Here is a 26,876-nt window from a genome sequence, read left to right as displayed (position 1 = left end):
GGCGCCCTTGCAGAGAGGAGCCGCGGATGGAAGCGGTGTTGTCGAGCTTCGACGAGTACCTCAAGGCGTTCGCCCTGACGATCGGCCTCTTCCTCGTCTCCGGCCTGCTCTCACTGATCTGGGGGACGATCCTGGCGGTCTTCCGCGTCGGGCCGGTCGCGATCCTCAACAAGGCGGCGGCCGTCTACGTGACGCTCTTCCGCAACACCCCGCTGTTGATGATCTTCATCTTCATGGCGATCGCGATGCCGGTCCTCGGTTACAACTTCACCTTCGTCGAGGACTGGGAGATCGCCGGCTACAACGTCTCGGCCTTCTTCGTCCGCTCGACCATTGCGCTGACCCTCTACACCTCCGCCTTCGTGTGCGAGGCGGTGCGCTCAGGCGTCAACGCCGTGCCGCTGGGCCAGGCCGAGGCCGGCCGGGCGATCGGGCTGACCTTCGCTCAGTCGATGAAGCTCGTGGTCCTCCCCCAGGCGATGCGGGCCGTCATCCCGCCGATGACCAGCGTGCAGATCGCATTGGTGAAGAACACCTCGGTCGCGGCTGCATTCGGAATGGCGGAGGCAGTGGCCACCATGCGGGCTCTGACCAACAACAACGCCGACCAGCGCACCGGCATCTTCCTCGCCTTCGCGATCGGCTACATCATCATCGTCGAGGTCGTGTCGCTCTCCTCCCACGCCATCGAGCGCAAGGTCAAGGTGGCCCGATGAGCGCATCCATCCTCTTCGACGCCCCCGGCCCCAAGACGGTCGCCCGGCACCGCGTCTACTCCGTCATCAGCCTGCTGGCCCTGTCCGGCCTGGTCGCCTTCGCTGTCTGGACGCTCTACGACCGCGGCCAGCTGGAGTACGAGCTCTGGGAGCCGTTCGTCTCACCCGCCTACATCGAGTACATCCTCATCGACGGGTTGCTCGAGACGCTCAAGATGGCGTTCTTCTCGATTATCTTCGCCGTCGTGTTCGGGCTCGTGTTCGGCGTCGCCAAGCTCTCCGACCACGCCGTGGTCCGCTGGCCGGCCTGGCTGGTCGTGGAGTTCTTCCGCGCGGTCCCGGTCCTGCTCCTGATGGTGTTCGCCTTCTTCCTGCTCTCCATCGGCAGTGGCCCGCTCAGCTCGTTCTGGTGCGTGGTCATCTCACTGACGCTCTACAACGGGTCCGTGCTCGCCGAGGTCTTCCGCGCCGGCATCAACGCCGTGCCGATCGGGCAGTCCGAGGCGGCCTACGCGATCGGCATGCGCAAGTCGCAGGTGATGGCCTCTGTGCTGCTCCCGCAGGCGGTCAAGATCATGCTCCCTGCGATCATCAGCCAGATGGTCGTCGCGCTCAAGGACACCAGCCTCGGCTACTACATCCTCGCGCCCGGCCTCACCGCGGTCGGCAAGCCGATCTACCTCGAGTTCAGGAACCAGGTGCCCACCGCCATCGTGATCACGGCGCTGTACGTCGCGGTGAACCTCGTCCTCACTCTCATCGCCACGATGGTGCAGAAGCGCCTCGTCGGCGAGAAGAAGGAGCTGTTCGTCCCGATGGTCGGTGAGGTGCGGTCGGAGCGGAACGCGCCGATCGCCTAGCTCTTGGGCGTCACCCAGAGCCGGATGACTCCCTCGACCACGACGGTGCCGTCGGCGCGCACACCGCGTACGCGCACGGGCAGGTCGGGGTCGCCGGACGTCCACTGCTCCGGGTCGGTCTCGGCGATGCAGGTGATGTCGGAGTCGGCCTTGGCGGTGTAGGCGACCTCCATCCCCTTGGGGATCCAGCGCTTGTCCCGCGGGATGGTCGACTCGGCCAGCGCGCCCATCGCCGCCTCGAGCCCGTTGCACAGCGCGATCGCGTGCACCGTCTTGATGTGGTTGTGCACGCCGCGGCGCTTGCGGATGACCAGCTCGGCCCGGTTGGGCTCGACCACGGTGAAGCGCGGGCGGATGGTGGCGAAGTAGGGGGCCTTCTGGCTGAAGGCGAACGAGAAGATCCGGTCGCCCAGGGGCAGCGCGGAGGTCTTCTTCCAGAGGTCGAGGACGGCAGGCATGGCGTGATACTACCAGCCGGTAACTTTGTTGGTTTCCCCGCGTACGCGGGGAAACTGTCACCACCGGGGGTTTGCAAACCCCTCGCGCCGCCGGATTACCCGCGTACGCGGGGAAACCGTCAGCGGGCCGCAGCCAGGACCTCGACGCGGTTGCCGTGCTGGTCGAACGTGTGGAACCGCACGTGGCCGGGGAACGACTCCCGCTGGCTGTCGTCGACCTCGACGCCCAGCGCACGCAGCCGGTCCGCGACCTCCTCGAGGTCGTCCACGACGAACGCCGGGTGCGCCTTGCGCGCCGGCGCGAACGGCTCCTCGACGCCGACGTGCAGCTCGGCGGTCACGGCGCCCGAGTCGTCGTACCCCCGGAACCAGCAGCCGCCGCGGGCCTGGAGGTCCGCCGGCTTGTCGACCTCGGTCATGCCGAGGCCGTCGGCATAGAAGCGGCGCGCCGCGTCCTCGCCGCCCGGCGGGCAGGCGACCTGCACGTGGTGCAGCCTCACGACGCGGCCGTGCGGGCCACCGCGAAGATCCGGCGGAACGGCAGGACGACCCGGCCGGACGGATCCGCGGGATAGGCCTCGCGCAGCAGCCTCCTGAACTCGTCCTCGAACTCGCCCCGCAGCTCCTCGGGGAGCGCCTGGATCGTGGGCCGGGCGCCGGTGCCCGACACCCAGTCGAAGACGGGGTCCGGGCCCGTGAGCACGTGGAGGTACGTCGTCTCCCACACGTCGGCCTCGCACCCCAGGCCGAGCAGCACCCGGAGGTAGTCGACGGGCTCGTGGCTCGAGGGCACCGCGACGTCGCGGACGTGCTCGGCGTACGGCGTGCGCTCGGCGATGTCGGTGCGGATGGTGTGGCTGGGCTCGTCGAAGTTGCCCGGGACCTGGAAGGCGAACCAACCGCCCGGGGCGACCCGGTCCACGAGGCGCGGCAGCAGCTCGATGTGGTCGGGCAGCCACTGCAGGGTGGCGTTGGAGACCAGTACGTCGACGGGCGCTCGCAGCGCGAGCGGGTCGGGGCGCACCCAGTCGCGCAGGTCGGCGACCTCCCACCGAACGCCCGCGATCTCACGCGCGGCGGCGATCATCTCCGGGCTGCTGTCGATTCCGGTCACGGCCGCGTCGGGCCACCGGTCGGCCAGGAGCGCGGTGAGGTTGCCCGGGCCGCAGCCCAGGTCGACGACGGTCCTCGGCTTCTCGGCCGGCACGCGCGCCAGCAGGTCGGCGAACGGCCGCCCGCGCTGGTCGGCGTACGTCAGGTAGCGGTCAGGGTCCCAGCTGTGGCTCATCTGGCTCATGTGTTCTCCTCGTCGCGTTCGCTCCTCCATCCACTGTGCCCGGACGGTAGTCCGCTGCAAAGGCCGGTCGTGGCTACCCGGAGACCGGACGAATGCAGCGGACTATCGGAGCGAGCGACGTGGAGGAAGGGTGATATGTCTTGATGTCGAGATACTTCCCAGAGTCGCCGCAAACCATCTCGATGTCAAGATTCTCGATTGATCTGGCAGGATGGCGGCATGCGGGACGAGGTGGACGACCTGGTCGAGGCCTGGGGGCGCGAACGCGGCGACCTCGACCTCGCTCCCGTCGAGGTGTTCTCCCGCATCAGCCGCCTTGCCCGCCACCTCGACCTCGCCCGCCGCGACGCCTTCACAGCCCACGGCATCGAGTCCTGGGAGTTCGACGTGCTGGCTGCGCTGCGCCGCGCGGGCGCGCCGTACGAGCTCTCCCCCGGCCGCCTGCTGCGCGAGACCCTCGTCACCAGCGGCACCATGACCAACCGGGTCGACCGACTCACGGCGCGCGGGCTGGTCGAGCGCCTGCCTGACCCCCGCGACCGACGGGGCGTGCTCGTCCGGCTGACGCTCGAGGGCAAGGCCGCCGTCGACGGCGCCTTCGAGGCGCTGCTGGCGGCCGAGGCCGACCTGCTCGCCGACCTTCCCGACCGCGACCGCACCAAGCTGGCCGCGCTGCTGCGATCGCTCCTCGCGCCGTTCGGCTCCCCCACGCCGTAGACACGCGGACATTGGTCCCCGGAGGCCGTGAGGGCTACGCCTGCGCCGATGGGTGGCGCGGAGCATTGTCCGCGCGTCTACTCGACCGCCTCGGAAGCCTCGAGCCACTCCATCTCGAGCTCGTCCTTCTCCGCGGCCAGCACGCCCAGCTCCTCGCCCACCCGCGCCAGCAGCGCGTAGTCGGTGAGGTTGGCCTCCATCTCGACGTGCAGCTCGGCCTCGCGTACGGCGATCCGCTCGAGCTGCTTCTCCACCCGGGCGAGCACCTTGCGGGCGGCGCGGTCCTCCGCGCTGCCGGGCCGGGCCTTGGGGGACGCGGCTGGCGCGGCGACCGGGGGCACTGACTCGGACGGCACCTCGCCGGACGCGGCCTCGACCGAGTGACGTACGCCCCCACTCTCGGCGCCGAGCGGCTGGGTGCCACTGCCCGAGGAGTGCTGCGCGACTCTCCGCTCGAGGTACTCATCCACCCCGCGCGGGAGCATCGACACCTGGCCGTCGCCCAGCAGCGCCCAGATCGAGTCGGTCACCCGCTCGAGGAAGTAGCGGTCGTGGGACACCACGATGAGCGTGCCGGGCCAGCTGTCGAGGAAGTCCTCGAGCACGTTGAGGGTGTCGATGTCGAGGTCGTTGGTGGGCTCGTCGAGCAGCAGCACGTTGGGCTCGGTGAGCAGCAGCTTGAGCAGCTGGAAGCGACGTCGCTCGCCACCGGACAGGTCCCCCAGCCGCGCCGTCAACCGGTCGCCGGTGAAGCCGAAGCGCTCCAGCAGCGACGTCGCGGTGAGCTCCTGCCCGTCCAGGGTCTTGGTGACGCGACGGATCGACTCGACGGTCGGCAGCACCCGAGCCGCGGGGTCGATCTCGTCGAGGGCCTGGGTGAGGTGCTGCATCTCGACCGTTCGTCCTCGCTTGACCTTGCCCACGTCGGGAGGGAGCGCACCAGTGATCAGTGAGAGCAGGGAGGTCTTGCCGGCGCCGTTGACGCCGACGATGCCGACCCGGTCGCCCGGCCCGATCCGCCAGGTCGCGTGCGTGAGCAGCACCCGGTCACCGCGGGCGAGGTCGACGTCCTCGATGTCGATCACGTCCTTGCCGAGCCGCTGGCTGGCGAAGCGCTGGAGCTCCATCGGGTCGCGCGGCGGTGGGACGTCGTCGATCAGCGCGTTGGCCGCGTCGATGCGGAACTTCGGCTTCGACGTACGCGCCGGCGGACCGCGCCGAAGCCACGCGAGCTCCTTGCGAGCCAGGTTCTGCCGACGGGTCTCGCTCGCCGCGGCCTGGCGCTGCCGCTCGGCCTTCGCCAGGACGTACGCGGCGTAGCCGCCCTCGTAGGAGTCCACCGCGCCGTCATGGACCTCCCACGTCGTCTGGCACACCTCGTCGAGGAACCACCGGTCGTGGGTCACGACGATGAGCGCGCTGGGCAGGCTGATCAGGTGGGACGCGAGCCACGCGACCGCCTCGACGTCGAGGTGGTTGGTGGGCTCGTCGAGGACGATCAGGTCGTGGCGCGACAGCAGCAGCGCCGCCAGGGCGCAGCGGCGACGCTCGCCGCCGGACAGCCCGACGACCGCACGGTCGAGGGTGACGCCCGCGAGCAGCTCCTCGACCACCTGTCGCGTAGTCGGGTCCGCGGCCCACTCGTGGTCGGCTCGGCCGGCCAGCACCGCCTCGCGCACGGTGTGGGTGTCGACGAGCTCGTCGCCCTGGTGGAGGTAGCCGATCTCGACCCCGCGGGTGCGCGAGACCCGGCCGGAGTCGGGCTCCTCGAGGCCGGTCATCACCTCGAGCAGCGTGGTCTTGCCGTCGCCGTTGCGACCGACCACCCCGACCCGCTCCCCGACCGAGATGCCGAGGGACACGTTGTCGAGCAGAGGCCGGACGCCGTAGGACTTCGAGACCCGCTCGAGGTTGATGAGGTTCGCCATGTCGTGGCGATCCTCTCAGGTACGCCCCACTCGGGGCGCACCCAGGAGAGGTGCACCCGCGTGAGGTGCCACGAGGGGCGCACCGGGAGGCGTCAGTCGGCCGCTGGGGTCACTCCGTCGCGCGGCGTCGCGACCGGCGCTTTCGTGGGCAGGCTCGCGGCCGTCGTCCCGGCGTACTTCTGGATCAGCGTCTCGACGTCGAGGCCGGTGGTGGTCTTCAGCAGCTCCATGGTCTGGACGAAGTTCTTGGTGACCTGCTTGGGCAGCTCGCCGGCCCCGTCGGAGGAGATGACGGTCAGCTTGTCGATGTCGCCCATCGGGCGGGCGAGCTCGGCGGCGACCTTGGGCATGACCTCGATCAGCATCTGGAGCACGGCGGCCTCGTTGTAGCCGGCGAAGGCGGCGGCCTTCTTGTCCATGGCCTCGGCCTCGGCCTGGCCGGCCGCCAGGATCGCCGCTGCCTGCGCCTCGCCCTCGGCGCGCAGGGCGTCGGCCTCGGCGACACGGCGGGCCTTCTCGGCCTCGCCGCGCTTGGCACCCTCGATCGCCTCCGCCTCGGCCAGCGCGGAACGGCGGGACTTCTCACCCTCACCAGTCAGGCGCGCCTTCTCGGCCTCCGCCTCGGCGTCGGCGATCGACGCTGCCTTGCGCGCCTCGGCCTCGAGGATCGCGGAGCTGCGGCGTCCCTGGGCCTCGGTCTCGACGCGGTAGCGCTCGGCGTCGGCCGGCTTGCGGACCTCGGTGTCGAGCTGGCGCTCCTTGAGGGCTGCCTGGTGCACCGCGACCTTCTCCTGCTCGAGCAGGATGGCCTGGTCGCGGTCGGCCTGCGCCAGCGGGCCGGCGGCCGCCGCCTGGGCGTTGGCGGCGTCGGTCTCCGCCTTGATCTCCGCGTTCTTGAGGGCCAGCGCCCGCTGGGTGATCGCGATCTCCTGCTCGGCGGCGATCCGGGCCTGCTCGGCCGCCTGACGGGCGTTGGCCTCGGCGATGGACGCGAGCTGGTTGAGCTTGGCGGCCTCGGGGCGACCGAGGTCGGCGAGGTAGGAGCCGTCGTCGGTGATGTCCTGGATCTGGAAGGTGTCGAGCACCAGGCCCTGGCCCGTCAGCGAGGACTCGGACTCCTCCGCCACCCGCTGCGCGAAGGCAGCGCGGTCGCGGATGATCTGCTCCACCGACATCGAGCCGACGATCGAGCGCAGTGCACCGGCAAGGACCTCCTGGGTGAAGGTCTCGATGTCGGCCTGCTGGCTGAGGAAGCGCTGGCCGGCGGCCCGGATCGAGTCCTCGTTGCCACCGACCTTGACGAGCGCCACCCCGTCGAGGTTGAGCTTGATGCCCTGCCCGGAGACCGCGCCGCGGATCTGGACGGAGATCCGGCGCGATGACAGGTCGAGCGTGGCCAGCCGCTGCACGAACGGGATGACGAACACGCCGCCGCCCATGACGACCTTCTGGCCGGAGAGGTCGGTGGAGATCTCGCCGGTCTCCGGGTTGCGCACCTCGCCCTTGCCCTTGCGCCCGGTGATGATGAACGACTCGTTGGGGCCAGCAACCTTGTAGCGCGTGGTCACCAGGAGCACGAGCAGCACCAGGAGGACGAGGAGGCCGATCACGGAGGTGACGACCGGGGAGAGATCGAACATGTGCAGTGCTCCTTGGAGGCAGGTAGGGCGTGGGCGGAGGGGTTCAGGGCAGGAAGAGCGGCTCGACCTGGACGGCCGTGGGCGAGATGGTCGAGGTGACGCTCACCTGGGTGCCCGCAGGCACGGCGACGCTCGAGCGGGCGTTGAGCCGGGTGATGTGGCCACCCACGCTGATGGACACGACGCCGAAGCCTTCCTCGGGGATGGCGCTGACCACGATTCCGATCTTCTCGACCATGTCGGAGGTGCGGACCGTGTCGGACTCGCCGCTGCCGAGGAAGCGGGAGGCCTTGGCCGCTGCCGCACCCAGCAGCACGCCCAGTGCGAGACCGATGACCACGGCCATCGACGTGGAGCCGGTCACCTCCAGCGCGATGGCACCGCCGAAGCCGAGGGCGCCGAGGAAGCCGGCGAGCGCCTCGGTCGAGAAGAAGCCTGCGCTCAGGCCTTCGAGCGCGCCGTCGAGGACATCACCGACGAGCAGGGCGACGAGGAGCAGCACGACGCCGGCCGCGCCGACGACCAACAACACAGTCACGCCTGCCTCCCCCAGTCCCCCGATGACGCGAATGTCGCGCACAACCTATCGGCATGCTTCCCCGACTATCGCCATCTTTCCCCGATCCGCGGCCCGCACACCTGCGGGTCGGCAAGCCGGTCAGGACACCACGTGTGCGCCGGCGACAGGGCCGGTGGCGGTGAGGACGACGTCGTGTCCTGCTCCCGCGAGGCCGGCCGCGGTCGCCCGGGCGCCGTCCGCCGACTCGCAGAGGAAGACAACGGTCGGGCCGGAGCCGCTGACCAGCCCGCGCAGCGCGCCCTCGACCTCGCCCAGGGCGATGAGGACGCCGAGCTCGGGACGCAGGTCGACCGCTGGCTCCTGGAGGTCGTTGTGCAGCGCGCGGGCGAGCCGGAGCGGTTCACGGCTCGCCAGTGCGGCGAGCAGCTCAGTGGGCTCGTCGGGCTGCGGCGGCGCATCGGGGAAAAGACGGTCGAAGTGGCGGTAGACGTCCGGGGTCGACAGGCCGACGCCGGAGGGCACGACGACCCACCACCAGGCACCCTCGTCCGCGATCGGCTCCACGACCTCGCCACGGCCCCGGCCCCGCGCCGTACCGCCGACGAGGGAGAACGGTACGTCGCTCCCGAGCCGGGCCGCCTGCTCGAGGAGCACGGCGTCGGGCTGGGCGAGGCCGTGCAGCCGGTCGTGCGCCAGCAGTGCCGCCGCCGCATCGGCGGACCCGCCCGCCATGCCGCCCGCGACCGGGATGGCCTTGTCGATGCGGACGACGTGCCGCGAGGAGCAGGGCACCTCGGCCAGCGCGCGCATCGCGATGTTGGAGGTGTCGGTGGGCACGTCGCGGACGTCGATCGAGGACGAGCCCGACACCGAGACGGACTCCTCGGTGCCCTGCGACACCGTGACGTCGTCGTAGAGCGAGACGGCCTGGTAGACGGTGTCGAGCGGGTGGAAGCCGTCCTCGCGGACGCGGCCGACCCCGAGGTGGAGGTTGATCTTCGCGGCCGCCCGGACCGTGATGCTCATGCGGGGTCCGGGTCTCGTGACGGTCGCTGCACGACCTCCTCGACCGACGGCGGGACGTCCTGTGCGGCGAGACCCTCGGCGATCCGGGCGAAGTCCTCGACGGTCAGCACCTCGCCGCGGGCAGTGGGGTCGACCCCAGCGTGCTCCAAGGCGGCGGTGGCGATGTCGGCCGATCCGGCCAGACCGCGCAGCGCGGCGCGGACCTGCTTGCGCCGCTGGGCGAAGGCGGCATCAACGACGGCGAAGACCTCCTGGCGACTGGCCGTGGTCTGCGGCGGCTCGCGTCGGGTCCAGGCGACGAGGCCGGAGTCGACGTTGGGCGCCGGCCAGAAGACGTTGCGGCCGATCGAGCCGGCTCGGCGTACGTCGGCGAACCACGCGGCCTTCACGCTGGGCACGCCGTAGGTCTTCGACCCCGGCCCGGCCGCGAGTCGGTCGGCGACCTCGGCCTGCACCATGACCAGCCCGCGCTCGAGCGAGGGCAGCAGGGTCAGCAGGTGGATGAGCACCGGCACGGAGACGTTGTAGGGGAGGTTGGCCACCAGGGCGGTCGGGGCAGGGCCCGGCACCGACTCGACGCGCATGGCGTCGGCCAGCACCACGTCGAAGCGGTCGACCTGTCCCGGTGCGTACGCCGCGATGGTGGCGGGCAGCCGCTCGGCGAGGAGGGGGTCGACCTCGATCGCGATGACGCGTCCGGCGACCTCGAGGAGGGCCAGCGTCAGCGAGCCGAGGCCCGGTCCGACCTCGACCACGACGTCGTCGGCGGTGACGCCCGACTCGCGCACGATCCGGCGCACGGTGTTGGCGTCGATGACGAAGTTCTGCCCACGCTGCTTGGTCGGTCTCAGGTCGAGCTCGGCCGCCAGCGCACGCACCTCGGCCGGCCCGAGGAGCCTCGGGCCGGCCGGGGACGTGGTCATGTGATGAGCCTAGTAGGGCACTTCGTGGCCTCGTGACGGCTGTGCGTCAGGTCGGCAGGCCCAGCTTGGCGGCGCAGCCCGGCCAGGAGCCGTAGCCACCGGTGGCGTCGCGCAGCCGGGTGGCGACGGCGATCTGGGTCTCGCGGGAGGCCTGGTGCGGGTAGCCCGTGCCGCCGTAGGCGCGCCACGTGCTGAGGCTGAACTGGAGACCGCCGTAGTAGCCGTTGCCGGTGTTGATCGCCCAGTTGCCGCCGGACTCGCACTGCGCCAGGGAGTCCCAGACGGTGCTGCCGCCGGCGAAGTTGCTGGTGGTGACCTCGGGCTTCTCCTTGGTGCCGACCTTGACGATCGCCGGGACGGCCTTGGTCCGGACCGAGGACGTCACGACCTTGCGGGCCACGAGCTCGCCGTTGACGAAGCGCAGGCGGTAGGTGACGTTGCGGGCGCCGTCCTTGCCGGAGCGGACGACCTCCTCCTCACCTTCGTACATGGTGGGGTCCTCGCGCTCGATGACGCCGGCGTCGATGGCCTCGCGCTTCACCTTCTTGGTCGCGATCCGGATGTCGGTGACGACGACTTTGTCGCCGTCGGTGATCTCGGTGCTCAACGAGGGCTTGACCTGGTCGTGCTTGTCGACGTCGAAGTCCATCGACTTCAGCACGTCGGCCGCGGTCAGCGCGGTGACCCTGTGCTTCCTGAGGTCCTTGGCGCCGAGCTTGATGCGGACGACCTTGGGGGTCACGACCTCGAGCTTGAGACCGGTGCGACCGATCGAGGAGCTGCGGCTCGCGGACAGGTCGGCGCCGTCGAAGCGGCGGCCGATCTCGCCCAGGGCGCTCGCGACGTCGGTGGAGTTGACCCAGTAGGTGTGGGACTCGCCGTCGACGGAGAGCTCCAGGGGGCGCCCGAACTGGACGGCGATCGCCGTGCCGTCGGTCACGGTCTCGTCGACCGCGGGAGCGACCAGGTCCTTGTCGCTGACGTCGATGCCCTCGGCGGCGAGCACCTCACCGACCGTGTCGCCGATGGCGCTCACGTGGGTGGTGCGCCCGTCGAGGGTGAGGGTCACGTCCTTGCTGAGTGCGGCATAGCCGACCGTCGTCGCTGCGACGGCTGCCACCACCACCCCCACGAGGGTCGCCAGGACTGCCTTGGACTTGCTGAGCTGCGCGAGACGAGAGCGCACGATTCTCCGAACGTCGTACTCCCCGGGCCTCGGGTGGCAGCACCCCCCACCCAGCGTGCGCAGCAGCCACGTCCGACCAGTTCTCGATCAGCCGGTGGAGCCGTACGACGTGCGAGCGGGGGTCTCGCAGGACCAACCCGAGCCGGTCCTTCGTGCTGCCGAAATCGCTCCCGATCCCGGCCAACAATCACAAGACGATAACGACGATGGGCCATGACGCAAACTCGGCAGCATAGATCCGGGCGAGACGCTGCTCACGCAGGAGTGCCTCGCCAGCGCGTCGGCCGGGCGTGCGGAGCCGCGTCCGGAGCGCTACCAGGAGCCCCCGAAGGCGGCCTCGGTGTTGGCGTCCACGGCCCGGCAGAGCTCCTCCAGGTCGGCCTGCAGCACCTCCGCCATCGCCCTCATCGTCAGCGGCACGAGGTAGGACGCGTTGGGGCGGCCGCGGTAGGGCGTCGGGGTGAGGAAGGGCGCGTCGGTCTCGACCAGGATCCGGTCGCGGGGCGTGACGGCGAGCGCGTTGCGCAGGGGCGCGGCGTTCTTGAACGTGACCGTCCCGGCGAAGCTGAGGTGGGCGCCTCGGTCGAGGCACCGCCGGGCGAAGTCGTCGTCGCCGGAGAAGCAGTGCATCACCCAGCGCTCGGGCGCCCCTTCCTCGTCGATGACACGCAGCACGTCGTCGTGGGCGTCGCGGTCGTGGACGACCAGCGTCCGGTCCAGCCGCTTGGCCAGGTCGATGTGGCGGCGGAAGCTCTCCTCCTGCGCGGCCCAGCCCCCCTCCCCCGTCCGACTCTGTGCATGTCTGAAGCGGTCGAGGCCGGTCTCGCCGATCGCGCGGACCTTGTCGTGCGCGGTGGCGAGCCGCTCGATCTCCTCCAGCGCGGCCTCGAGGTCGCCCGAGGCAGCGAGCCGCGGCGCCTCGTTGGGGTGCAGCGCGACACCGGCGACCAGCGCGTCGTGCTCGGCCGCGGCGGCCACGGCCCAGCGGGCACCGGGCAGGTCGCAGCCGATCTGGACGATCCGCGGCACCCCGACCGCAGCGGCGGCGGACAGCGCGTCCTCGGTGGAGAGCCAGTCGCCGTCGGCGATGTCGAGGTGGCAGTGGCTGTCCACGACCGGGTGCGGGAGCGGCTCCGGCGCCGGCGGTCGTTCGCGGTCGCGGCGGGCGCCGGTCCTCTCCTCGGTCGCCGCCCGGCTGCGGGTCGGGCCCGCCGGGTCCTCAGCGGTGGACAACGTCGTACACCTCCCGCTTGGGCAGTCCAGCACGCCGGGCGACCTCCGCGATCGCCTCCTTGCGCGTGGAGCCCGATGCCTCGAGCCCGGCCACGGCCGTACGCAGCGAGCCCGGGTCGGTGTCCACGGCGGGCGCGCCGGCCGAGCCCTCGACGACGATGGTCACCTCTCCGCGTACGCCCTCGCCGGCCCACGTGACGAGCTCGGCGAGCGGGCCGCGGCGCACCTCCTCGTGGGTCTTGGTGAGCTCGCGGCACACCGCGGCCGCGCGGTCCTCCCCCAGCGCCTCCGCCATCGCCGCGAGGGCATCCGCGGTGCGGTGGGGCGCCTCGAAGAAGACCATGGTCCGCTCCTCCGCGGCGAGGGCCGCGAGGCGGCGGGCGCGCTCACCGGCCTTGCGCGGCAGGAAGCCCTCGAAGCAGAACCGGTCGACCGGCAGGCCACTGACGGCGAGGGCGGTGAGGACGGCGCTGGGTCCGGGGACCGCGGTCACGCGTACGTCGTGCTCGACCGCGGCGGCCACCAGCCGGTAGCCGGGGTCGGAGACGCTCGGCATCCCGGCGTCGGTGACCAGCACCACCCGGTCGCCGGCGAGCAGAGCCTCCAGCAGCGCGGGCGTGCGGGCCCGCTCGTTGCCCTCGAAGTAGGAGACCACCCGCCCCGACAGCGTGATGTCGAGGTCGGTGCAGAGCCGCTTGAGCCGGCGGGTGTCCTCCGCGGCGACCACGTCGGCACCGGAGAGCTCGGCGGCCAGCCGGGGCGGAGCGTCACCGGCCTGGCCGATCGGGGTGCCCGCAAGGACCAGGACGCCAGCCATGGGGTCGATCATGGCAGGCGGCGTCGCCCGGGCCACGCGCGCGTGCCCGACGCGGCTCCGGGCTCTGGTTAGAGTTCCGGTCGTGACCCCGAGTGCCGCCGAGCGGAATCGTCCGCGCTGGCAGTCGGAGGATCCCGTCCTCGGCTGGGTCGGCGCGATCTGCCTCGCGAGCCTGGCCTTCTTCCTGCGGCGGTGGCACCTCGGCACCCCCCACCAGTTCTCGTTCGACGAGACCTACTACGCCAAGGACGCCTGGTCGCTGCTCAACTTCGGCTACGTGCGTGGCTACGTCGAGGACGCCGACAAGACCATCCTCAACGGCAACGTCATGGGCCTGTGGCAGGACGGTCCCTCGATGATCGTCCACCCCGAGGTGGGCAAGTGGCTGATCGCGGGCGGCATCAAGGTCTTCGGCATGGATCCCGCCGGCTGGCGGATGGCGTCTGCCATCGTCGGCGCGCTGATGGTGCTGCTGATGTGCCGGTTCGTCCGGCGGGTGACCGGGTCGACGGTCCTGGGCCTCGTCGCCGGACTGCTGCTCTCGGTCGACGGCCTGCAGCTGGTGCTCTCGCGGCTGGCCCTGCTGGACATCTTCCTGGCCTTCTTCCTCCTCTGCGGGGTCCACTGCGTGGTCGCCGACCGCCAGTGGCTGCGCGACCGTCTCGCGTCCGGCGAAGAGCACTCGCGATGGCTCGGCTGGTGGCGTCCGTGGCTGTTGGCGGGCGGGGTGAGCTTCGGCCTCGCGTGCGGCACGAAGTGGTCGGCGCTCTACACGCTCGCCGTCTTCGGGTTGCTGGTGTGGCTGTGGAGCGCCGGCGCCCGGCGCGCGTTCGGGCAGCGCCGGCCGCTGCTGCGCTCGATCGTCCTCGACGGCATCCCCGCGTTCCTCGCCCTGGTCGGGGTCGCACTGGTCACCTACGTCGCCAGCTGGACCGGCTGGCTGATGCACGCCGACGCCTACGAGGTCGCCTTCAGCAACACCCAGTACACGACGTACGGCGGGGGCGAGGCGTGGCCGACCGCGCAATGTCCCTCACCGCCGAGCGCGGACTGCGTCCCCGGTGAGCCCGATGCCGACGGCCTCGGCGAGGTCGCCCAGTCGTTGCGGTCGCTCTGGTCCTACCACCAGGACGTCTTCACCTTCCACAGCCACTTCCTCAATGACTCCACCCACGTCTACGCCTCCAAGCCGTCGACCTGGCTGGTGATGGGCCGACCGGTGGGGGTGGACGCCCAGACCGACATCCAGCCGGGGTCGCAGGGGTGCGAGGCCCCGAGCGGGTCGACGTGCATCCGGCAGGTCCTGCTGATCGGGAACCCGGTCGTCTGGTGGGGCGGATGCCTGGCGATGGTCGCCTCGCTGCTGCTGTGGGTCGGCGCCCGCGACTGGAGGCACGGCGTCGCCGTGGTGGGCCTGGCCAGCACCTGGCTGCCGTGGTTCCTCCACGACGACCGGCCGATCTTCTTCTTCTACGCCATCACCTCCCTCCCCTTCATGGTGCTCTCCGTCGCCCTGGCCATGGGGCACCTGATCGGCGCCTCCGACGTGCCGACGCGGCGTCGCACGTTCGGGGTGGTCGTCGCCGGGAGCTACACGGTCCTTGCCCTCGTCGCCTTCGCGTGGTTCTGGCCCATCTGGACCGACGAGCTCCTGACCAAGTCGGAGTGGGACGCCCGTATCTGGTTCCAGCGCTGGATCTGACACCGGCCCAACCGGCCCAGACCGGCCCGGCCCAAGTGGACAGGTTCACCCGAGGTTCGATCAAGAAGCCCCGAAGTCGGCCGGTCGCCCATGGTGTTCGACGTAGTGGCAGACCACGATGGGACGACGGGGCCACCGGGGCCGACGCAAGGAGGGTGCGCCATGGATCCGACAATGATCCACGTATGTCTGCAGACCGAGGCCGCGCCGTCCGCGGACGAGGAGCACGAGCTCGGCGAGCGGTGGGTCTGCTCGTGCGGAGACAACTTCGTCTACCGCGAGGGCTTCAACCGCGCCGGCTACCCCGAGGTGGACTGGTGGCCGGCACCGGCCATCCCCGAGCCGCGCGAGGCCAAGGCCAAGCCACGTCGCGGGCTCCTGTTCGGACCACGCAAGGGCTGACACCTCTGCGCTGACCCCGCCCGATCCAGCCCGGGCGGGGTCACGTCGCGCGCGCAAGGTGCCACTCACATGACCCGATCGGTGTGGTCCGTCGTCGCGACGGCTCTTGTCACGCTGCTGTCCGCAGCAGCGACCCTTCCGGCGGCAGCCCAGCCCGGGGCGACGGCGGGTGACCCCCTCGCCGGGGCACCGGCGGTCGGGGAATGTCGTGACTGATCGCACCCAGCAAGTACGACTTGTCGGGGCAGGCCCAACGCGCAGCTCAACAGATTCGCCCACGAGACGTGCCGGCCCGCGTGGCGCAACGCGATCGGCACGACGCACGCGCAGAGTCACCTCGACGCCTACACCTCCTCCTGGTTCACGCCGACGAGGTCCCAGCTGGAGCTGGGCGCCCGCTGGATCCGTTGCGACGTGAACATCCTCGACGGGGAGAAGCTGGGCAACCTGCCCAGCACGACGCCGTTCGTCGACGGCAACATCGACCGCGTGGACCGCAAGTGCCGGAACGCCAAGCTGTTCGTCGTCTCCTGCGCGAGCCGCCACGCGTGGATCTCCCGGGGCCTCGTCACGGTGCCGAAGGCCCGTACTCCGTCGATCGACAGGACGCCGTGGCCCGGCGCCGCTGCCCGAGCACCCTGAAGGGATCCGACACCCGCTTAGTGTGGTGGCGGGTCAGCGAGTCCGGATGGAAGGCCGGCAAGCGCCACGTGGTCTGCTTCGGCAACGGCCGCTGAGCGCCCCGCGTCGTTCGGCGTACGTCTCTCCGCTTTCGACCTAGGATCAGGCCGGGGCCTTGAGGGAGGAGCCGGGGATGGATCGCTACGAGTTCAACCAGCAGCTGGCCGAGGCAGCGCGCGGCATCGCTGAGGAGTCTGACACCGAGCAGACGCTCGAACGCGTCGTCCAGACGGCCGTCGACCTGATCGAGGACTGCGACCTCGCCGGCCTGTCGGTGTTCCGCCCGGACGGCATGCACACCGCGGCCGCCAATCACGAGGACGTCCGGCTGATCGACGAGCTCCAGCACAAGCTCGGCGAGGGCCCCTGCGTGGATGCCCTGCGGAAGGCCGACGTGGTGACCGTCGTCGACGTGGCAACCGACCCGCGCTGGCCCCGCTGGGGCTCCCACATCGCCGAGCACCTCGCCATCCGCTCGGCCATGGGCTTCCGCCTCTTCACCGAGGGCGAGAGCTTCGCCGCGATGAACCTGTACGCCAAGAAGCCCGATGCGTTCGACCACGACGACATGGTGGACGGGCTGGTCGTCGCGGCCCAGGCAGCAGTCGCCATGGCCGCGTCCCTCGAGCTGGACCAGCTCCAGCAGGCGATGCGCAGTCGCCAGGTCATCGGTGAGGCGACCGGAATGCTGCGCGAGCGGTTCGACCTCTCCTCCGACCGGGCGTTCGACGTGCTGAAGCGCCTCTCCTCCCAGCAGAACGTCAAGCTCTTCCACGTCGCCCAGCACGTGGTCGACACCGGCAGGCTGCCCGGAGCTGCAGCCGTCCCGACCTCTGGATTCTCGGGACAAGTCGGCTGAAGCCGCCTAGGCTCTGCGCAGCAGCAACCTCGGTTCTCTGCAGGGACCCAGCCCCCGGTGCTCATCAGCCGACCGCGGGCGAGTCCTGACCGCGCGCAATCGCGCCCCGAGAATCGACGCCTGCGTATCGCGATCGGACATCCGGGTACTGGCGACAGACCATGGAACCCATCCCGGAGACGGTCGAGGCACTCGACGAGCTGGATCCTCACCTCGACGACGACACGATCCGCGACCAGCTGCAACGGAGCGCCGAGCTGGCCCGAGGGCTCGCGCCGGACCTCGTCGGCTTCAGCATCGCCGCCCACGAGCACGGCATCACGTTCACCCTGGTCGCCACCGACGACGAGATCGCGGCACTCGACGGAGTCCAGTACCTGACGAGCGGGCCCTGCGTGGACGCGATGGACGACGAGCACGGCATCGCCACGACCTCCGACGACCTGTTCAGCGAGCCCCGTTGGAGTGCCTTCGCCCGGGCCACGGCTGCCGCGGGCGTGCGCAGCACGTTGACCTTCCCGATCCTCGAGGGCGAACGGGTGACGGGCACCGTCAACCTCTACGGACGCACCGAGAACACCTTCGAGGGCAAGCACGGGCTGCTCGCCACGGTCTTCAGCGCCTGGGCCCCTGGCGCGGTGGCGAACGCCGACCTCTCCTTCTCGACCCGACAGGTCGCGGAGCAGGCACCGGCGCGGCTTCGCGAGGACGCGCTGGTCTCAGCCGCCACCGGCATCCTGGCTGCCGCGCGCCAGGTCCCTGTCGACGCTGCCCGAGCGCAGCTCGAGGAGTCGGCCGCGCGGGCCGGCGTGCCCGTCGGGAAGCTCGCCCGAGTCATCATCGAGCTCCACGACTCCGAGCGCTAGGCCGCCCGCGATTTCGGGGTACCTTGACTTCATGACCGGGAGCGAGTTCGTCGAGCTGAGCCGTCAGCTGAGGGACGCGCTGACGCCCGCGGACCTCGACGAGACCCTCGCCAACATCACGGCGGCAGCGGTGCAGGCCCTGCCGGACGTGGCGTACGCGAGCATCACGATCAAGCACGCCGACGGACGACTCGAGACGGTGGCGCCCACCGACGACCTCATCTTCGACGTCGACGCTGCCCAGTACCGCTTCCAGGAGGGCCCGTGCTACGAGGCAGCGGTGGAGAGCGTGCACGTCACGGCGCCGCACCTTGCCGAGGACCGGCGCTGGCCGCGTTACGCCCCGCTTGCCGTGGCGGCGGGGATCCAGGCGCAGGCCGGCCTCCGGCTCTTCGACGCGCAACACTCCAACGGGGCGCTGAACCTCTACGCCCTCGAGGCGGGTGCTTTCGAGGACCTGGGCGCCGTGGGTGAGCTGTTCTCCCACCAGGCCGCCATGGCTCTCGAGTACGCACGGCAGATCACCCAGCTCCAGGAGGCGGCCCAGACGCGGCAGCGGATCGGCCAGGCAGTGGGCGTGGTGATGCAGCGCTACGGCCTGGACGAGGCCCGGGCCTTCGCGTTCCTCGCGCGCCTGTCCTCGACGAGCAACACCAAGCTGCGGGTCGTGGCCGATCGGATGATCAGCGACCTCGGCGAGGGCACGACCGGCTCCGAGTGACGCCGCGTGCCGGAGGCCCTCAGAAGACCGTCCAGTCGGAGAACGTGGTGAAGGCGTCCAGCGCGGCCAGGCCGGCCGCGGAGCTGCCGGAGGGACCCAGCGCCGGACTCCACACGCAGGCGACGCCCCGGTCAGGGATGACGGCCAGGATGCCGCCGCCGACGCCGCTCTTTGCCGGCAGCCCCACTCGGTAGGCGAACTCGCCGGCCGAGTCGTACGTCCCGCAGGTGAGCATGACGGCGTTGACCCGCTTCGCCTGCCGGGCGGTGAGCAGCTGGCTCCCGTCGGCGAGGACCCCGTCGCGGGCGAGGAACAGGCCGGCGAGCGCCAGCTCGCGGCAGGTCATCGAGAGGGCGCACTGCGCGACGTACTGGTCGATGACCTGCTCCACCGACCCCTCGAGGTTGCCGTAGCTGGCGAGCAGGTGCGCGACCGCGAGCGTCCGGTGCCCCGCCTCGAGCTCCGAGCGGGCCACCTCCGGGTCGCTGTCCACGTCGGCGCGCCCGCTCTCGCGGCGCATCAGGTCGCGCAGGGCTCCGCTCGCGTCTCCCGTCAGTGCGTGCAACCGGTCGGTGACGACGAGGGCGCCGGCGTTGATGAAGGGGTTGCGCGGGCGGCCGGCCTCCTGGTCGAGCTGGAGGAACGAGTTGAACGGGTTGCCCGACGGCTCGCGCGACACCCGCTCCCAGATCTTCTCCCCCTCGGCGGCGACGACCATCGCGAGGGTGAAGACCTTGCTGATGCTCTGCACCGAGAAGCGCACGTCGGCGTCGCCGATGACGTGCACCTCGCCGTCGCAGGACGCGATCGCCATCCCGAACTGGTGGGGGTCCACCCCCGCCAGGCTGGGGATGTACTCGGCCAGCCGGCCGCGACCGACTTCGGGGGCGGCGGCCTCCTGCGCGCGCAGCAGGGCATCTGTGATCTCCACCGCGCCATCCTCGCGCAGTCGCGGCCGAGGCGCCGGTCCGGGCCGTGATTCCGGCACAGGGTCAGGGCACGTCACGTCCACCCAGCGATCGGCCACGCCAGCCCGGACCTGCGATGAGTAGGGTCCCCGGCTGGGGGAGCGATCCCGGACCTGGCTACGACCGCGTCCGTCCACGATGGGAGCCCGAAAGTTGTCCTCCGAGTCCTACCTGCTCGAAGTGTCCGCGATCGTCGACGAGACCCCCGATGCCAGGTCGATCACCTTCGCGGTGCCTGGCGAGCTCGCCGACGTGTTCGCCTTCGCTCCCGGGCAGTACCTCACCCTCGGCGTGCCCTCGGACCTCACCGGCCTGGCAGCGCGCTGCTACTCGATCTGCACGCCTCCGGGTGAGCCACTGACAGTGACGGTCAAACGCACCGTCGACGGCTACGCATCGGGCTGGATCCACGACCGCCTCGCCGTGGGCAGCACGGTGCGCGTGCTGCCACCCTCGGGCATCTTCACGCCCCACGACTGGTCGGCAGACCTTCTCCTTTTCGCGGGAGGCTCCGGGATCACGCCGATCATGTCGATCGTCCGGACCGCACTGGCCGGCCACTCCAACCGCCTCACCCTCTTCTACGCCAACCGCGACGAGCGGTCGGTGATCTTCGCCGACGCACTCGCCGCGCTGGCGGCCGAGCACCCTGACCGGCTGCAGGTCGTGCACTGGCTCGAGTCGGTGCAGGGCCTGCCCACCGAGGCGCAGCTGCATACCTTCGCCGCGCCGTACGCCGATCGGACGAGCTTCTGCTGCGGCCCGGCGCCCTACATGAAGGCGGTCGCGGGCGTGCTGCGCACGCTCGACGTCCCGCGGGAGCGGCGGCACCAGGAGCGGTTCCTGTCGCTCGGCGGCAACCCGTTCGGGGAGGTCGAGGAGGTGCGGGCCGCCGAGGCGACGCTGGCCGAGGCGGACGACCCCGACGACGCCGCCTGAACGGGCTGGGCCAGCTACACCGTGAAGGTCTCCCGGAAAGCGGACAGCGCTGCATCCGAACCTGCCATTCCGGGACGACTGGCGAACGCCTCCAACGCCACCACCCCGTCGTACCCGGTGTCGGCCAGGGCCCGGGCGACCGCGGACCAGGCGACCTCGCCGGTGCCGGGCTCACAGCGGCCAGGCACGTCGGCGACCTGCACCTCACCGACGTAGGGCGCTGCACTGCGGATCAGCTCGATCAGGTTCCCCTCGCCGATCTGCGCGTGATAGAGGTCCAGGTTCATGCGAAGGTGCGGACTCCCCACGGCCCGCACCAGGGCCAGCGTGTCCGCTGCGCGGGCGAACGGCGTGCCCGGGTGGTCCACCTCGGTGTTGAGGTTCTCCAGCACGAACGTCATCTCGTGCAGCTCACCCAGCTCGGCCACCCGTTCGAGCGTCCGCAGCGCGGCCAGCCACATCTCACCCGTCACGACGTCGACAGGCGCGACGGGGAGGCCACCCTCCCCGAGACCGGTGCCATGCAGGTTGAGCGCTGGGGCACCGATGATGCGGGCGAACTCGATCGACTCCGCCGCCGACGCGAGCAGCGCCTCGCTCCCGGCGGGCGTTGTCAGGTCCCCACTGACGTAACCGGTCATCGACGTGAAGCGTGCACCGGTGGCGGCCAGGGCTGCAGCGTCCTTGGCCGTCCAGTCCCAGATCTCGACCGCGAAGCCGGCGTCGTGGATGCGCTTGACCCGGTCGAGGTGCGGCTCGTCGAGGTAGACCATCTCCGAGCACACCGCCAACGTGAACGTCATCGCGAAGCTCCTCGATCGTCAGCCAGGACGGGGGCGGCGACCGCGGCCCGCTCACCCGTGCGGCAGGACTCGATCGCCGCCTCGGCGATGGCGAATGCCGCCCACGCCTCGTCGGCACCGACGCTCGGCGCACGGCCCTGTTGGATCGCGGCCACGAACTCGGTGAACTCGCCGAGGTAGGCGTCCCGGAGGAGATCGGTGTCACTCCGCGCGGTCGAGGCGAGGCGGCCCTCGGCGTCGTGCAGGCGCATCGAGGTGCGTGACCCGTCACCGATGGTCACCATCCCGCGTGAGCCGAAGACCTCGCCACGGACGTCATAGCCGTACGTCGCCGCGAAGTTCGCCTCGGCGGTGGCGATCGCGCCGTTGTCATAGCGGATGACGACCACGGCGGTGTCGAGCAGGCCCGCGTCCTTGAAGTCCGGCGCGACCAGGGCATCGGCCGTCGCAGAGACGTCCACGGCCCGGGCTCCTGGGTTGAGCCAGTTGAGCGTGTCGAAGTCGTGGATCAGCGTCTGGGTGAAGATCGTCCAGGGCGGGATCGCGCCGGGGTCGGCGAGCCCGTCCCCCGGGTCCCGGGTGAGAGAGCGCATCAGCCGTACGTCGCCGACCCGACCGGCCGCGATGGCGTCGTGCGCCGCGGCAAAGTCCGGAGCGAACCGGCGGTTGAAGCCCACCTGGAACGCCACGCCGGCCGTCGACGTCGCCTGTCGTCCCGCGTCGATCTCGGCCAGGTCCATCCCGGCCGGCTTCTCGCAGAAGACGTGCTTTCCGGCTTCGGCCGCCTCACGGATCAGGCCGGCGTGGGCGACCGACGACGCGGCGATCACGACCGCGTCGACATCCGTCGCCGCGAACACCGAGCCGGGAGTGGTCTCGGCCCGGGCGCCGAGCGGCTCGGCCAGGGATGACGCGACCCCGGGGCGCGGATCCGCGACAGCGACCAGGGTCGCGCCGGGGACGTGCCGGGCGATGAGCTCTGCATGGTGGGCGCCGATGCGACCGGCGCCCACGAGAGCGATGCGGACCGTCACTGTGCCTCCGCCTCGACTTCGGCCTTGAGCTCCGCGACCATCTCGTTCGACGAGCCCATCGTGCGCTCGAGCTCGTGAGCCAGGGACTCCAGCTCCGCGCCGCCGGCCATCATCGACGTCAGGTCCTGCACGGTCAGCTCGGCCTTCGGGAAGTCGCCCATGCTGCGGCCGCGCCGCAGAAGCATGAACCGGTCTCCGACGGGGTAGGCGTGGTGCGGGTTGTGCGTGATGAACACGACCCCCAGACCCCGGTCACGGGCCTTGGCGATGTACTTCAGCACCACGCCGGACTGCTTGACGCCGAGCGCAGCGGTCGGCTCGTCCAGGATCAGCACCCGGGCCCCGAAGTAGACGGCGCGTGCGATGGCGACGCACTGCCGCTCACCGCCCGAGAGGGTGCCGATCGGCTGGTCCACGTCGCGCAGGTCGATGCCCATCGCGAGCAGCTCGGTGCGGGTCGTCTCCTTCATGAACTCGACGTCCAGCCGGCGGGCCGGCCAGATGCCCTTGACCGGCTCCGAGCCGAGGAAGAAGTTGCGCCAGACCGGCATCAGGGGAACCACCGCGAGGTCCTGGTAGACGGTCGCGATCCCGAGGGCCAGCGCGTCGCGCGGGCTGGACAGGTGGCGCTCCTCGCCGTCGACGACGAACTTCCCCTCCGTGTGCTGGTGCGCACCGGCGAGGATCTTGATGAACGTCGACTTGCCCGCGCCGTTGTCGCCCAGCACGCAGGTGACCTCCCCCGCCTTCACCGACGTGGTCACCTCCGCCAGCGCAATCACCCGGCCGTAGGACTTGCCGATGTCCGTCACCTCGATGATCGGGGTTCCTCGGGGGGGAATCGCCGGACCCCTGCCGGTGGTCGTCGGCTCGTCCATCTCCTGCTCCTTCTTGTGCGCCGCTTCCCTGGCCTGTTGCGTCGCGTAGTCGCGGGCGACCCGGCCGATCCGCTTGCCGGTCGCGCTCACCTTCTCGTCCTCGCTCATCGTGTCTCCTCCGCCCGCTTGCGTACCCATTCGTTGAGCAGGACCGCTCCCAGCAGCATCGCGCCGAGGAACGCCTTCAGCCAGTTGTTGTCCCAGCCGGCGTAGACGATGCCCTGGTTGGCCATGCCGTAGATCAGCGCGCCGAACGCCGCGCCGATCGCCGAGCCGTAGCCGCCCGTCAGCAGACACCCGCCGACGACGGCGCAGATGATGTAGATGAACTCCTGGCCGACGCCGGTGTTGCTCTGCACCGTGGAGCTGCTGAACAGCAGCAGCATCCCGACCAGCCAGCCGCAGCCGGCGGTGGTCATGAACAGCCCGATCTTGGTGGAGACGACCGGCACGCCGACCTGGCGGGAGGACTGCTGTGCCCCGCCGACCGCGAAGATCCAGTTGCCGACCCGGGTACGCAGCAGCACCCACGTGGCGCCCAGGGTGACTGCGATCCACCACAGGATCGAGACGACCACGGTGCCGCCGAAGAGGTCGAAGGACGACCCGAAGAGCTTCTGCGGCTGGTCGTAGTAGGGGACGTTGCGCATGCCCTGGATGGCGACCTGACCGATCAGCGCCTTGGTCCCTGCGAGGTCGATGCCCTGCAGGACGAAGAACGTGCCGAGGGTGACGATGAAGCTCGGCAGCCCGGTCTTCATCACCATCAGGCCGTTGAGGAACCCGACTCCGAGGGCCAGGCCGAGCGAGACCAGGATCGCGGCCCAGATGTTGAGGCCGTACTCGGTCGTCAGGACGCCGACCACGAGGCCGGTGAATCCGGTCATCGCGCCGGCGGAGAGGTCGAACTCGCCTCCGATCATCAGCAGCGCGACCGCGACGGCCATGATGCCGATCGTCGAGGCCGAGTCCAGCCAGGTGCTGGCGCCCCGTGCGGTCGCGAAGGTGTCGGTCGTGATGGCGAAGAAGGCGAAGATCACGGCGGCTGCCAGGAGCGCGCCGATCTCGGGGCGCTTCATCACGCGGCCGACACGAGAGGTGCGGACGATCCGTTCGTCCGCGGTGGCAGTGGTGGTCATGTGCTGATTCCCTTTCGTGGGAGCCAGGGTGGGCCCGCACGGGCGGGCCCACCCTCGACTCAGCGGGTGCCGTTCTTGGCGAACTCGAGCACCTCGTCGGCGTTGTCGGTGGTGATGAAGGCCGGGCCGGAGTTGATGGCCTGGCCGCCGCCCACGTCGTTGCCGTTGATCGACTTCAGGTAGAGCGTGGTGACGCCGATGTAGCCCTGGACGTACGGCTGCTGGTCGACGGCGAACAGGATGGTGCCGGCCTTGATCTCGTTGATGACGTCCTCGCTCAGGTCGAAGGTCGCGATCTTGGCGCTGCTGCCGGCCTGCTCGACGGCGGCCACGGCGTCGATGCCGTACTGGCCCCCGAGGGTGAGGACGACGTCGATCGAGTCGTCTGCCTGGAGCTTGGAGGTGATCGTCGAGGTCACGGCGTTGTCGTCGGTGCCGTCGACCTGCAGGTTCTCGACCTTCCCGCCTGCGGTCTCGGCGACCGCTCCACACCGCTCCTCCAGGGCGACGTTGCCTGCTTCCTGGATGACGCAGAGGACGTTGCTGAACCCTTCGCTCTTGAGCCGCTCACCCACTTCCCGACCCGCGATCGTCTCGCTCTGGCCGATGTGGGTGATCGCGCCCAAGCCCTGCCAATGGTCGTAGCCGGAGTTGATCGTCACGACCGGGATGCCCGCCGACACGGCCGCCTCGATGCTGTCCTGCAGGCCGTCGGGGTTGGCCATCGAGACCACGATTCCGGCGACGTCGTCAGCGACGGCGGCGTCGATGAGCTCCGACTGCTTGGAGGGATCGGGGTCAGAGGAGTACTCGACCGAGGCGCCGTAGTCCTCGCCAGCCTGCTCGGCGCCGGACTTCACCCGGTCCCAGAAGGCGTCCCCGGGACCACTGTGGGTGATGACCGCATAGGTGAGATCAGCGTCCGGGGTGTCCCCGCTCTCTTCCTTGCCGGTGCCACTGCACGCGGTGAGGAGCAGTCCGGTGACGACCATGGCACCGGCAACGTGGAGTTTCTTCATCGATGTGACTCTTTTCTGTGTACGGCCCGACTATCGGGCGGTCGGGAACTGGAAGGCTGCGAGCGATGCCTCGCTCGGCTGGGGCCACCGCGAGGTGACCACCTTGGCGCGGGTGTAGAACGACACCCCTTCTGGGCCGTGCACGTGCTTGTCGCCGAAGAGGGAGTCCTTCCAGCCGCCGAAGGAGTAGTAGGCCATCGGGACGGGGACGGGGACGTTGATCCCGATCATCCCGACCTTGACGCCGCGCTGGAACCGTCGCGCGGCTTCGCCGCTCGACGTGAAGATGGCAGTGCCGTTGCCGTAGGGGTTCGCGTTGATCAGGGCGATCGCCTCGTCGATGTCGTCGCTGCGGAGCACCGACAGCACGGGTCCGAAGATCTCCTCGGTGTAGCAGTCCATCTGCGGCGTCACACCGTCGATCACGGTCGGCCCGACGAAGAAGCCGTCCTCGTGGTCGGGGACGACGAGACCGCGCCCGTCGACCGTGACCTGTCCGCCCTGCCGTTCGCCGGCGTCGATCAGGCTGATGATCCGGTCGCGGGCCACCGGGCTGACCACAGGGCCCATCTCGCTGGCGGCGTCCCGGCCGGAGCCGACCACGATCGCGCGAGCCTTGGCGTTCACGGCCTCGACCAGGGCGTCGCCCGAGCGGCCGACCGCGACCGCGGCCGAGATCGCCATGCATCGCTCGCCCGCCGACCCGAAGGCCGCGGCCACCAGGTGGTCGGAGGCGAAGTCGAGATCGGCGTCCGGGAGGATGATCGCGTGGTTCTTGGCTCCGCCGAGTGCCTGGACCCGCTTGCCGTTGTCGCTGGCGCGGTGATGGATGTAGCGGGCGATCGGCGTGGATCCGACGAACGACACCGCCGCGATGTCCGGGTGGTCGAGGATCGCGTCGACCGCCTCCTTGTCGCCGTGCACGACGGTGAACACGCCCTCGGGCAACCCGGCTTCTGCCCAGAGCTCGGCGAGGAGCAGGGACGCCGAGGGGTCCCGCTCGCTGGGCTTGAGCACGAACGTGTTCCCGCAGGCGATCGCGACCGGGAACATCCACATCGGCACCATCGCCGGGAAGTTGAAGGGCGTGATCCCGGCGACCACGCCGAGCGGCTCGCGGAAGGAGAACACGTCCACGCCGCTCGACACCTGGTCGGAGTAGTCACCCTTGAGCAGCTGCGGGATGCCGCATGCGAACTCGACGACCTCCAGGCCGCGCTGCACCTCCCCGTGAGCGTCGGAGAGCACCTTGCCGTGCTCGTCGGTGATCGCCGCTGCCAGTCGGTCCATGTTGGTCTCGACCAGGTGGTGGAACCGGAACAGGATCTTGGTCCGCGCGCTCAGCGAGGTCTGTGACCAGCCGTCGAAGGCCGTCCGAGCCAGGGCGACGGCGTCGTTCACGTCCGCCGCGGAGGCCAGCAGCACCTCGGCCTGCTGGGCACCGGTAGCGGGGTTCCAGACGGGACTCGTACGGCTCGAGCCGGGGTTGCTCGGCCTGCCGCCGATCCAGTGTTCGATCGTCCTCACAGCGGTTTCTCTTTCCT

27 protein-coding genes and 1 pseudogene are annotated in these 26,876 nt (G+C 70.5%); 10 read left to right on the top strand and 18 right to left on the bottom strand.

The genetic code is table 11. The features are described 5' to 3' along the window. The first annotated feature begins 26 nt into the window (after positions 1–26). Positions 27–716, top strand: coding sequence for an amino acid ABC transporter permease (locus J3P44_RS01670; protein WP_255888488.1), 690 nt, complete (start codon positions 27–29; stop codon positions 714–716). Further along, a complete protein-coding gene (locus J3P44_RS01665) occupies positions 713–1,576 on the top strand; it encodes an amino acid ABC transporter permease (protein ID WP_255888487.1) in 864 nt (287 codons plus the stop codon). Before J3P44_RS01670 ends, J3P44_RS01665 begins: the two co-directional genes overlap by 4 nt. Here J3P44_RS01665 and J3P44_RS01660 read toward each other — a convergent pair. The 3 genes from J3P44_RS01660 to J3P44_RS01650 form a co-directional block, all read right to left on the bottom strand. Next, positions 1,573–2,034, bottom strand: a complete 462-nt coding sequence (locus J3P44_RS01660; protein WP_255888486.1) for a hotdog fold domain-containing protein — start codon at positions 2,032–2,034, stop codon at positions 1,573–1,575. The two genes, J3P44_RS01665 and J3P44_RS01660, sit on opposite strands and share 4 nt — an antisense overlap. 119 nt (positions 2,035–2,153) lie before the next feature. Further along, the gene (locus J3P44_RS01655) at positions 2,154–2,534 is read right to left on the bottom strand and encodes a VOC family protein (protein ID WP_255888485.1); all 381 of its coding nucleotides are present in this window, start codon (positions 2,532–2,534) and stop codon (positions 2,154–2,156) included. After that, positions 2,531–3,331: a trans-aconitate 2-methyltransferase gene (locus J3P44_RS01650; protein ID WP_308212207.1), complete on the bottom strand. Its 801-nt coding sequence runs from the start codon at positions 3,329–3,331 to the stop codon at positions 2,531–2,533. The genes J3P44_RS01655 and J3P44_RS01650 overlap by 4 nt, the downstream gene beginning before the upstream one ends. A gap of 219 nt (positions 3,332–3,550) precedes the next feature. Here J3P44_RS01650 and J3P44_RS01645 point away from each other — a divergent pair, with 219 nt between their 5' ends. Then, positions 3,551–4,048 (top strand): MarR family winged helix-turn-helix transcriptional regulator, encoded by a 498-nt coding sequence (locus tag J3P44_RS01645; RefSeq protein ID WP_255888484.1) that lies wholly within the window; start codon positions 3,551–3,553, stop codon positions 4,046–4,048. Between the two features lie 77 nt (positions 4,049–4,125). Here J3P44_RS01645 and J3P44_RS01640 read toward each other — a convergent pair whose 3' ends face one another. The 8 genes from J3P44_RS01640 to rsmI form a co-directional block, all read right to left on the bottom strand. Further along, positions 4,126–5,976 carry an ABC-F family ATP-binding cassette domain-containing protein gene (locus J3P44_RS01640; RefSeq protein WP_255888483.1) on the bottom strand — a complete coding sequence of 617 codons (1,851 nt, stop codon included), beginning with the start codon at positions 5,974–5,976 and terminating at the stop codon, positions 4,126–4,128. Between the two features lie 92 nt (positions 5,977–6,068). After that, the gene (locus J3P44_RS01635; protein ID WP_255888482.1) at positions 6,069–7,616 is read right to left on the bottom strand and encodes a flotillin family protein; all 1,548 of its coding nucleotides are present in this window, start codon (positions 7,614–7,616) and stop codon (positions 6,069–6,071) included. Positions 7,617–7,659: 43 nt separating this feature from the next. Continuing rightward, entirely contained in the window at positions 7,660–8,154 is a 495-nt protein-coding gene (locus J3P44_RS01630; protein WP_255888481.1) for an NfeD C-terminal domain-containing protein, read from the bottom strand. Positions 8,155–8,274: 120 nt separating this feature from the next. Further along, positions 8,275–9,162, bottom strand: coding sequence for a 4-(cytidine 5'-diphospho)-2-C-methyl-D-erythritol kinase (locus tag J3P44_RS01625; RefSeq protein ID WP_255888480.1), 888 nt, complete (start codon positions 9,160–9,162; stop codon positions 8,275–8,277). Beyond that, positions 9,159–10,085 carry a 16S rRNA (adenine(1518)-N(6)/adenine(1519)-N(6))-dimethyltransferase RsmA gene (gene rsmA / locus J3P44_RS01620; RefSeq protein WP_255888479.1) on the bottom strand — a complete coding sequence of 309 codons (927 nt, stop codon included), beginning with the start codon at positions 10,083–10,085 and terminating at the stop codon, positions 9,159–9,161. Before rsmA ends, J3P44_RS01625 begins: the two co-directional genes overlap by 4 nt. A gap of 46 nt (positions 10,086–10,131) precedes the next feature. Continuing rightward, the gene (locus tag J3P44_RS01610; protein WP_308212206.1) at positions 10,132–11,271 is read right to left on the bottom strand and encodes a resuscitation-promoting factor; all 1,140 of its coding nucleotides are present in this window, start codon (positions 11,269–11,271) and stop codon (positions 10,132–10,134) included. A gap of 312 nt (positions 11,272–11,583) precedes the next feature. Further along, complete coding sequence (locus J3P44_RS01605; protein ID WP_255888478.1) at positions 11,584–12,504, bottom strand: TatD family hydrolase; 921 nt, start codon at positions 12,502–12,504, stop codon at positions 11,584–11,586. Continuing rightward, the gene (gene rsmI, locus J3P44_RS01600) at positions 12,491–13,333 is read right to left on the bottom strand and encodes a 16S rRNA (cytidine(1402)-2'-O)-methyltransferase (protein ID WP_372496447.1); all 843 of its coding nucleotides are present in this window, start codon (positions 13,331–13,333) and stop codon (positions 12,491–12,493) included. Before rsmI ends, J3P44_RS01605 begins: the two co-directional genes overlap by 14 nt. Before the next feature lie 70 nt (positions 13,334–13,403). On the opposite strand from rsmI, the gene J3P44_RS01595 reads away from it, so the two are divergent. From J3P44_RS01595 to J3P44_RS01570, 6 genes and pseudogenes are all read left to right on the top strand, one after another. Further along, positions 13,404–15,023: a dolichyl-phosphate-mannose--protein mannosyltransferase gene (locus tag J3P44_RS01595; protein ID WP_255888476.1), complete on the top strand. Its 1,620-nt coding sequence runs from the start codon at positions 13,404–13,406 to the stop codon at positions 15,021–15,023. A 174-nt stretch (positions 15,024–15,197) separates the two neighbouring features. Beyond that, positions 15,198–15,425 (top strand): hypothetical protein, encoded by a 228-nt coding sequence (locus J3P44_RS01590; RefSeq protein ID WP_255888475.1) that lies wholly within the window; start codon positions 15,198–15,200, stop codon positions 15,423–15,425. A 264-nt stretch (positions 15,426–15,689) separates the two neighbouring features. Beyond that, a pseudogene (locus J3P44_RS01585) lies at positions 15,690–16,067 on the top strand (hypothetical protein); the annotation flags it as partial. Between the two features lie 172 nt (positions 16,068–16,239). After that, positions 16,240–16,965: a GAF and ANTAR domain-containing protein gene (locus J3P44_RS01580; RefSeq protein WP_255888474.1), complete on the top strand. Its 726-nt coding sequence runs from the start codon at positions 16,240–16,242 to the stop codon at positions 16,963–16,965. 161 nt (positions 16,966–17,126) lie between these two features. After that, a complete protein-coding gene (locus J3P44_RS01575; RefSeq protein WP_255888473.1) occupies positions 17,127–17,831 on the top strand; it encodes a hypothetical protein in 705 nt (234 codons plus the stop codon). A 31-nt stretch (positions 17,832–17,862) separates the two neighbouring features. Continuing rightward, positions 17,863–18,552 carry a GAF and ANTAR domain-containing protein gene (locus tag J3P44_RS01570; protein WP_255888472.1) on the top strand — a complete coding sequence of 230 codons (690 nt, stop codon included), beginning with the start codon at positions 17,863–17,865 and terminating at the stop codon, positions 18,550–18,552. A 19-nt stretch (positions 18,553–18,571) separates the two neighbouring features. Here the strand turns inward: J3P44_RS01570 and J3P44_RS01565 are convergent, their stop codons facing one another. Further along, positions 18,572–19,483 carry a glutaminase gene (locus J3P44_RS01565; protein WP_255888471.1) on the bottom strand — a complete coding sequence of 304 codons (912 nt, stop codon included), beginning with the start codon at positions 19,481–19,483 and terminating at the stop codon, positions 18,572–18,574. A 190-nt stretch (positions 19,484–19,673) separates the two neighbouring features. Here J3P44_RS01565 and J3P44_RS01560 point away from each other — a divergent pair, with 190 nt between their 5' ends. Continuing rightward, positions 19,674–20,459: a ferredoxin reductase domain-containing protein gene (locus J3P44_RS01560; RefSeq protein ID WP_255888470.1), complete on the top strand. Its 786-nt coding sequence runs from the start codon at positions 19,674–19,676 to the stop codon at positions 20,457–20,459. A gap of 14 nt (positions 20,460–20,473) precedes the next feature. Here J3P44_RS01560 and J3P44_RS01555 read toward each other — a convergent pair whose 3' ends face one another. From J3P44_RS01555 to J3P44_RS01530, 6 genes are read right to left on the bottom strand one after another with little or no spacing between them, the layout of a single operon-like run. Then, positions 20,474–21,262: a TIM barrel protein gene (locus J3P44_RS01555; protein WP_255888469.1), complete on the bottom strand. Its 789-nt coding sequence runs from the start codon at positions 21,260–21,262 to the stop codon at positions 20,474–20,476. Further along, positions 21,259–22,296 carry a Gfo/Idh/MocA family oxidoreductase gene (locus tag J3P44_RS25345; protein WP_255888468.1) on the bottom strand — a complete coding sequence of 346 codons (1,038 nt, stop codon included), beginning with the start codon at positions 22,294–22,296 and terminating at the stop codon, positions 21,259–21,261. The genes J3P44_RS01555 and J3P44_RS25345 overlap by 4 nt, the downstream gene beginning before the upstream one ends. Beyond that, positions 22,293–23,282 (bottom strand): ATP-binding cassette domain-containing protein, encoded by a 990-nt coding sequence (locus tag J3P44_RS01545; RefSeq protein ID WP_255888467.1) that lies wholly within the window; start codon positions 23,280–23,282, stop codon positions 22,293–22,295. The genes J3P44_RS25345 and J3P44_RS01545 overlap by 4 nt, the downstream gene beginning before the upstream one ends. Next, positions 23,279–24,313 carry an ABC transporter permease gene (locus tag J3P44_RS01540; RefSeq protein WP_255888466.1) on the bottom strand — a complete coding sequence of 345 codons (1,035 nt, stop codon included), beginning with the start codon at positions 24,311–24,313 and terminating at the stop codon, positions 23,279–23,281. The genes J3P44_RS01545 and J3P44_RS01540 overlap by 4 nt, the downstream gene beginning before the upstream one ends. 59 nt (positions 24,314–24,372) lie before the next feature. After that, entirely contained in the window at positions 24,373–25,332 is a 960-nt protein-coding gene (locus J3P44_RS01535) for a sugar ABC transporter substrate-binding protein (RefSeq protein WP_255888465.1), read from the bottom strand. 30 nt (positions 25,333–25,362) lie between these two features. Then, positions 25,363–26,859: a CoA-acylating methylmalonate-semialdehyde dehydrogenase gene (locus tag J3P44_RS01530; protein ID WP_255888464.1), complete on the bottom strand. Its 1,497-nt coding sequence runs from the start codon at positions 26,857–26,859 to the stop codon at positions 25,363–25,365. Positions 26,860–26,876: the final 17 nt, after the last annotated feature.

The organism is Nocardioides astragali, assembly GCF_024436375.1.
Lineage (GTDB): Bacteria > Actinomycetota > Actinomycetes > Propionibacteriales > Nocardioidaceae > Nocardioides > Nocardioides astragali.
The sequence above is the reverse complement of the archived record's forward strand: the minus strand, read 5'-3'. Positions and strand labels throughout refer to the sequence as shown.

Bases quoted from the DNA above. Each gene is read 5' to 3' on its own strand.
- J3P44_RS01570 (WP_255888472.1), top strand. From the start codon at position 17,863: ATGACCGGGAGCGAGTTCGTCGAGCTGAGCCGTCAGCTGAGGGACGCG.
- J3P44_RS01580 (WP_255888474.1), top strand. From the start codon at position 16,240: ATGGATCGCTACGAGTTCAACCAGCAGCTGGCCGAGGCAGCGCGCGGC.
- J3P44_RS01645 (WP_255888484.1), top strand. From the start codon at position 3,551: ATGCGGGACGAGGTGGACGACCTGGTCGAGGCCTGGGGGCGCGAACGC.
- J3P44_RS01545 (WP_255888467.1), bottom strand. From the start codon at position 23,282: ATGAGCGAGGACGAGAAGGTGAGCGCGACCGGCAAGCGGATCGGCCGG.
- rsmI (WP_372496447.1), bottom strand. From the start codon at position 13,333: ATGATCGACCCCATGGCTGGCGTCCTGGTCCTTGCGGGCACCCCGATC.
- J3P44_RS01625 (WP_255888480.1), bottom strand. From the start codon at position 9,162: ATGAGCATCACGGTCCGGGCGGCCGCGAAGATCAACCTCCACCTCGGG.
- J3P44_RS01660 (WP_255888486.1), bottom strand. From the start codon at position 2,034: ATGCCTGCCGTCCTCGACCTCTGGAAGAAGACCTCCGCGCTGCCCCTG.
- J3P44_RS01535 (WP_255888465.1), bottom strand. From the start codon at position 25,332: ATGAAGAAACTCCACGTTGCCGGTGCCATGGTCGTCACCGGACTGCTC.
- J3P44_RS01540 (WP_255888466.1), bottom strand. From the start codon at position 24,313: ATGACCACCACTGCCACCGCGGACGAACGGATCGTCCGCACCTCTCGT.
- J3P44_RS01650 (WP_308212207.1), bottom strand. From the start codon at position 3,331: ATGAGCCAGATGAGCCACAGCTGGGACCCTGACCGCTACCTGACGTAC.
- J3P44_RS01640 (WP_255888483.1), bottom strand. From the start codon at position 5,976: ATGGCGAACCTCATCAACCTCGAGCGGGTCTCGAAGTCCTACGGCGTC.
- J3P44_RS01555 (WP_255888469.1), bottom strand. From the start codon at position 21,262: ATGACGTTCACGTTGGCGGTGTGCTCGGAGATGGTCTACCTCGACGAG.
- J3P44_RS01670 (WP_255888488.1), top strand. From the start codon at position 27: ATGGAAGCGGTGTTGTCGAGCTTCGACGAGTACCTCAAGGCGTTCGCC.
- J3P44_RS01590 (WP_255888475.1), top strand. From the start codon at position 15,198: ATGATCCACGTATGTCTGCAGACCGAGGCCGCGCCGTCCGCGGACGAG.
- J3P44_RS01665 (WP_255888487.1), top strand. From the start codon at position 713: ATGAGCGCATCCATCCTCTTCGACGCCCCCGGCCCCAAGACGGTCGCC.
- rsmA (WP_255888479.1), bottom strand. From the start codon at position 10,085: ATGACCACGTCCCCGGCCGGCCCGAGGCTCCTCGGGCCGGCCGAGGTG.
- J3P44_RS01575 (WP_255888473.1), top strand. From the start codon at position 17,127: ATGGAACCCATCCCGGAGACGGTCGAGGCACTCGACGAGCTGGATCCT.
- J3P44_RS01635 (WP_255888482.1), bottom strand. From the start codon at position 7,616: ATGTTCGATCTCTCCCCGGTCGTCACCTCCGTGATCGGCCTCCTCGTC.